The organism is Plasticicumulans sp. (assembly GCF_035331805.1).
GTDB lineage: Bacteria > Pseudomonadota > Gammaproteobacteria > Competibacterales > Competibacteraceae > Plasticicumulans.
On record NZ_DAOLKE010000231.1, the window covers coordinates 1 to 5,739 of the forward strand.

Here is a 5,739-nt window from a genome sequence, read left to right on the forward strand (position 1 = left end):
CCCGGCAGTGCGCGCTCGCGTGCGGGCAGCGCGGCGCCAGCAGGCAGCCCTGGCGGCGGTCGTACTGGCCGGGCACGACGCCGGGCAGCGCGTACAGGCGGCGTGCGCCGGGTTCGGCGCGCTCGGGCAGCGCCGCGAGCAGCGCGGCGGTATACGGGTGGCGCGGAGCCGCGAACACCGCACCGACCGTGCCGCTCTCGACCACCTGGCCGGCGTACATCACCAGCAGCCGGCTGCAGGCGCCGGCGACGACGGCCAGATCGTGCGTGATCAGCATCATGCCCATGCGGTTGCGCACCTGCAGCTCGCCGAGCAGGTCGAGGATCTGCGCCTGGATGGTCACGTCGAGCGCCGTGGTCGGCTCGTCGGCGATCAGCAGGCTCGGGTTGCAGGCGATCGCGAGCGCGATCATCACGCGCTGGCTCATGCCGCCGGAGAGCTGGTGCGGATACGCATCGAGACGGCTCGCCGGGTCCGGGATGCCGACGCGCTCCAGCAACTCGCGCGCGCGCTGGCGGCGGGCGCGGCGGCTGCCGCCCTCGTGCACGGCCAGCGTCTCCATGATCTGGAAGCCGACCGTGTAGCAGGGGTCGAGGCCGCTCATCGGGTCCTGGAACACCATCGCGATGTCCTTGCCGGTCAGGCGCCGGCGCGCGCGCCCGGACAGCGCCAGCAGATCCTCGCCATCGAAATACAGCCGCCCGGCGCGCACGCGGCCGGGGAAGTCGATCAGGCCCATCAGCGCCAGCGAGGTCACCGACTTGCCGGAGCCGGACTCGCCGACGATGCCGAGCACCTCGCCGCGTTCGAGCGTGAACGACACGCGATCGACGGCCCGGAACGGCCGCGCCTCGGTGCCGAAGTCCACGCACAGGTTTTCGATCTCGAGCAGCGCCACCGGCGACGGACTCCCCTAGCGCTTCAGGCGCGGATCGAGCGCATCGCGCAGTCCGTCGCCCATCAGGTTGAAGGCCAGCACCGTGATCAGGATCGCCAGCCCCGGAAAGCTGACCACCCACCACGCGCGCTGGATGAACTGGCGCGCATCGGCAAGCATCGTCCCCCACTCCGGTGTCGGCGGCTGCGCGCCGAGGCCGAGGAAACCGAGGGCGGCGGCATCGAGGATCGCCGACGAGAAGCCGAGCGTCGCCTGCACGATCAGCGGCGCCAGACAGTTCGGCAGCACGTTGACGAACATCTGCCGCAGCCGTCCGGCCCCGGCCAGTTCGCTGGCGGTCACGTAGTCCTTCGACAGCTCGGCGAGCACGGCCGCGCGCGTCAGGCGCACGTAGTGCGGCAGCACGACGATCGCGATCGCGACCATGGCGTTGACGAGGCTCGGGCCGAGCACGGCGACGATCGCGATCGCGAGCAGCAGGCTCGGCAGCGCCAGCATCACGTCCATCAGCCGCATGATCAGCGCATCGACGACGCCGCGCGCGAAGCCCGCGACCAGGCCGAGCACGATGCCGGCACCGAGCGACAGCGTCACGACGATGCAGCCGACCGCGAGCGACAGCCGCGCCCCGAACAGCAGGCGCGACAGCAGGTCGCGGCCGACATCGTCGGTGCCGAGCCAGAAGCGCGGGTCGCCGCCGGCGCTCCAGGCCGGCGGTTTCAGCAGCGCATCGCGGTACTGCGCATCGGGCGCGTGCGGCGCGATCCACGGCGCGGCGAGCGCCAGCGCGATCAGCACGACGATGACGATCAGCCCGGCGAAGGCACCGGGATTGGCGCGGAAGTGCCGCCAGTTCTCGCGCCACGGCGCCGGCGGCGCCGGCAGCACGGCCTCGATTTCCTGCAGCGCCTCGTGGCTGCCGGCCGCGAAGCTTCCGGCCGGCACGGTGGCCGCCGGGACCTGTGGCTCCCCCGGACGCTCAGCGGCCATGGCGGATGCGCGGGTTGATGAGGCCGTAGAGCAGGTCGACGGCGAGGTTCACGGCCATCACCACCGCCGCGACCAGCAGGATGCCGCCCTGCACCGCCGGGTAGTCGCGCCGCGCGATCGAGTCGATCAGCCACTTGCCGACGCCCGGCCACGCGAAGATGGTCTCGGTCAGGATCGCGCCGGCGAGCAGCGTGCCGGTCTGCAGGCCGATGACGGTCACGACCGGGATCAGCGCGTTGCGCAGCGCATGCACGCCGATCACGCGCAGCGGCGACAGGCCGCGGGCGCGGGCGGCACGGATGTAGTCCTCGCGGATCACTTCGAGCATCGCCGAGCGCGTCATGCGCGCGATCACCGCGAGCGGAATCGTGCCGAGCACGATCGCCGGCAGCACGAGATGGTGCAGCGCCGACAGGAAGGCATCGACATCGCCGGCGAGCAGCGTGTCGATCAGCAGGAAGCCGGTGACCGGCTCGACGTAGAACATCACCGAGATCCGCCCCGACACCGGCGTCCAGCCGAGCTGCACCGAGAACAGCAGGATCAAGAGCAGCGCCCACCAGAAGATCGGCATCGAATAGCCGGCGAGCGACACGCCCATGACGCCGTGATCGAACAGCGTGCCGCGGCGCACGGCCGCGAGGATGCCGACCGGCAGCCCGATCAGCGTCGCGATCAGCATCGCCGCGAGCGACAGCTCGACGGTCGCCGGAAACAGCGTCAGGAACTCGCCGAGCACCGGCTGGCGGGTGTTGATCGAGCGGCCGAGGTCACCGTGCAGCAGGTCGCCGAGATAGCCGAGGTACTGCTGCCACAGCGGCCGGTCGAAACCGAGTTCGGCCATCATCCGCGCGTGGCGCGCCGGGTCCATGCCACGCTCGCCGGCCATCATCTCCAGCGGATCGCCGGGGATCAGGTGGATCAGCGCGAACGCGATCGCCGTGACGCCGAGGAAGGTCGGCAGCAGCAGCAGCCCGCGGCGCAGCAGGAAGCCGATCACGCCGGCCGCCCCGGCCGCGGATGCGCAGGCCGCATCACTTCAGGTCCACGCCGTAGAACAGGTTCAGCCCGAAGGGGTGAATCCTGAAACCCTGCACTTCCTTGCGCACCGGCTGGTAGACGACCGAGTGCGCGATCGTGATCCACGGCGCCTGCTCCTTGAACACCACCTGCGCCTGTCCGTAGAGCTGCGTGCGCTCGGCCGGATCGCTGACCTGGCGGGCCTTCGTGACCAGGTCCTGATACGGCTGGAAGCACCACTTCGCGTAGTTGCTGCCGTTGTCGGCGGCCTCGCAGGACAGCAGCGTCGCGAGGAAGTTGTCCGGGTCGCCGTTGTCGCCGGTCCAGCCCATCAGCGCCGTCTGGTGATCGCCGGCCTTCAGGCGCTTGAGGTACTCGCCCCATTCGTAGCTGACGATCTTCGCCTTCACGCCGATCTTCGCCCAGTCGGCCTGGATCATCTCGGCCATGCGTCGCGCGTTCGGGTTGTACGGGCGCTGCACCGGCATCGCCCACAGGTCGGTCTCGAAGCCGTCGGCGAGGCCGGCCTGCTGCAGCAGCTGCTTCGCGCGCTGCGGGTCGTAGGCGTAGTCCTGCACCGCGTCGTTGTACGACCAGATGGTCGGCGGGATCGGGTTCTTCGCGACCGTGCCGGCGCCCTGATAGACGGCCTCGATGATCGCAGCCTTGTTGACGGCGAAATTCAGCGCCTGCCGCACGCGCACGTCATCGAAGGGTTTCTTCTTGGTGTTGAAGGCCAGATAGCCGATGTTCAGGCCCGGCTGGCTCAGCAGCTCGACCTTCGGGTCCTGACGCATGCGATCCAGATCGGCCGGATTCGGATAGCTCATGACCTGGCATTCGTTGGCGTCGAGCTTGGCGTAGCGCACCGAGGCATCGGGCGTGATCGCGAACACCAGATTGTCGATCGGCGCCTTGCCGCGCCAGTAATCGGGATTGGCCTTGTAGCGGATCACTGCATCCTTCTGGTACGCGACGCGCTGGAACGGCCCGGTGCCGACCGGTTCGAGGTCGATGACTTCGGGCGTGCCGGCCTTCAGCATCGCATCGGCGTATTCGGCCGACATGATTGACGCGAAATCCATCGCGATGTTGGCGAGAAACGGCGCCTCCGGGCGCTTCAGCGTGAAGCGCACCGTGTGATCGTCGAGCTTCTCGATTCTGTCGATCACCGCCGGCATGTCCATGCCTTCGAAGTATTCGTAGCTGCCGCCCGAGACCTTGTGGAACGGGTGGTTCGGATCAAGCTGGCGCTGGAACGAGAACAGCACGTCATCGGCGTTGAAGTCGCGCGTCGGCCTGAACTTCGCCGTCGTGTGGAATTTGACGCCCTTGCGCAGGTTGAACGTGTAGACGAGGCCATCCGGCGAGATCGTCCATGACTCGGCGAGCCCGGCGACCAGCGTCGTCGCACCGCGCTCGAACTCGGTCAGCCGGTTGTAGATCGGCTGCGAGGCGGCATCGAAGGTCGTGCCGGCCGTATAGAACTGCGCGTTGAAGCCCTCGGGACTGCCTTCCGAGCAGTAGACCAGCGTTTTCGCGGCCTGGGCGAGCGGCGGCGCGAGCAGGGCGGCAAGGGCAAGAACGACGGCGGTCTGACGACGGGACATCATGGTCTGGCGACTCCGCAGCACGGTGAATGGCGCGCAGCGTAGCCCAGTGGCACGCAGCAAAGCGGTTCAGGGGCCCGGATTCGTCGCCGGGGTGTCAACTGTCTGCAACGTGTGCAGGCCGTACTGCACCAGCAGCCAGGCCAGCGCCGAACAGCCGGCCGCCACGACGAAGGTCAGCGCCCCGCCCCAGGGCAGCCACAGCGTGCCGGCCAGCCACGCGCCGAACGCCGCCCCGGCCCCGGTGCCGAGACTCGAATACAGCGCCTGTCCCTGCCCGGCGTGCGCCGGCCCGAAGCGCTGCTGCACGAGCTGCAGCGTGCAGGCGTGAAAGGCCGCGAAGCTCGCCGCATGCAGCAGCTGTGCGACGAGCAGCAGCGCCCACACCTCGACCGCCAGCCCGAGCAGCAGCCAGCGCAGCACGCTCAGCGCCACCGCCAGCTGCAGCAGCCGCCGCAGGCCGACGCGCGGCAGCCCGTGCGGCAGCCACGCGAACAGCCCGACCTCGGCCACCACACCGAGCGCCCACAGCAGCCCGGCCGTGCGCTCGCCGATGCCGTGCTCGCCGAGATACAGCGTGAAGAACGTGTAGTACGGACCGTGCGCGGCCTGCTGCAGGAAGCCGGTCGCGATCAGCGCCCAGACCGCCTTCGTGCGCAGCAGCTGCCCGAGCGGTGTCGCCGAATCCTGCGCACGCGCGACCGGCGGCTCCGGCACCAGCAGCCCGGCCACGAAGATCGCGACCAGCCCGGCCAGCATCGCCCACGGGATCACGAGCGCCCCGCATGCGGCCACCACCGCCCCGCCGCCGGCCGCGACGACGATGAAGCCGATCGACCCCCACAGCCGGATGCGCCCGTAGCGGTGCGCATCACGCCCCAGATGCGCGAGCGTCACCGCCTCGAACTGCGGCAGCGCCGCCGTCCAGAAGAAGCAGAACACCGCCATCACCGCCGCCTGCCCGGCAAAACTGTCGCCGACCGCGAACACGCCGTTAAAGCACAGCACCGTCGCCGCGCCGCCGGCCCGCACGATCGCCATGCGCCGCCCGCTGCGATCCGCCAGCCACCCCCACAGATGCGGCGCCACCAGCCGCGAGGCCGAATACAGCGCCAGCAGCGTGCCGATCGCTGCCGCCGGGAAGCCCAGCTCGCGCAGGTACACCGGCCAGAACGGCAGGAACACGCCGACGGCGGCGAAATAGGCGAAGTACCAGAGGGC

Annotated in this window: 5 protein-coding genes; all 5 read right to left on the reverse strand. The window is 69.9% G+C overall.

Going from position 1 to position 5,739, the window contains the following annotated elements; genetic code table 11:
- Positions 1-898: oligopeptide/dipeptide ABC transporter ATP-binding protein (locus PKE44_RS14015; protein WP_324552240.1), on the reverse strand; the 898-nt coding region annotated here is incomplete at its 3' end.
- Between the two features lie 15 nt (positions 899-913).
- Positions 914-1,795, reverse strand: a complete 882-nt coding sequence (locus PKE44_RS14020) for an ABC transporter permease subunit (protein WP_324552244.1) — start codon at positions 1,793-1,795, stop codon at positions 914-916.
- Positions 1,796-1,877: 82 nt separating this feature from the next.
- Positions 1,878-2,888, reverse strand: a complete 1,011-nt coding sequence (locus PKE44_RS14025; RefSeq protein ID WP_324552241.1) for an ABC transporter permease subunit — start codon at positions 2,886-2,888, stop codon at positions 1,878-1,880.
- 34 nt (positions 2,889-2,922) lie between these two features.
- Positions 2,923-4,518 (reverse strand): ABC transporter substrate-binding protein, encoded by a 1,596-nt coding sequence (locus PKE44_RS14030; RefSeq protein WP_324552246.1) that lies wholly within the window; start codon positions 4,516-4,518, stop codon positions 2,923-2,925.
- A gap of 69 nt (positions 4,519-4,587) precedes the next feature.
- Positions 4,588-5,739: MFS transporter (locus PKE44_RS14035; protein ID WP_324552242.1), on the reverse strand; the 1,152-nt coding region annotated here is incomplete at its 5' end.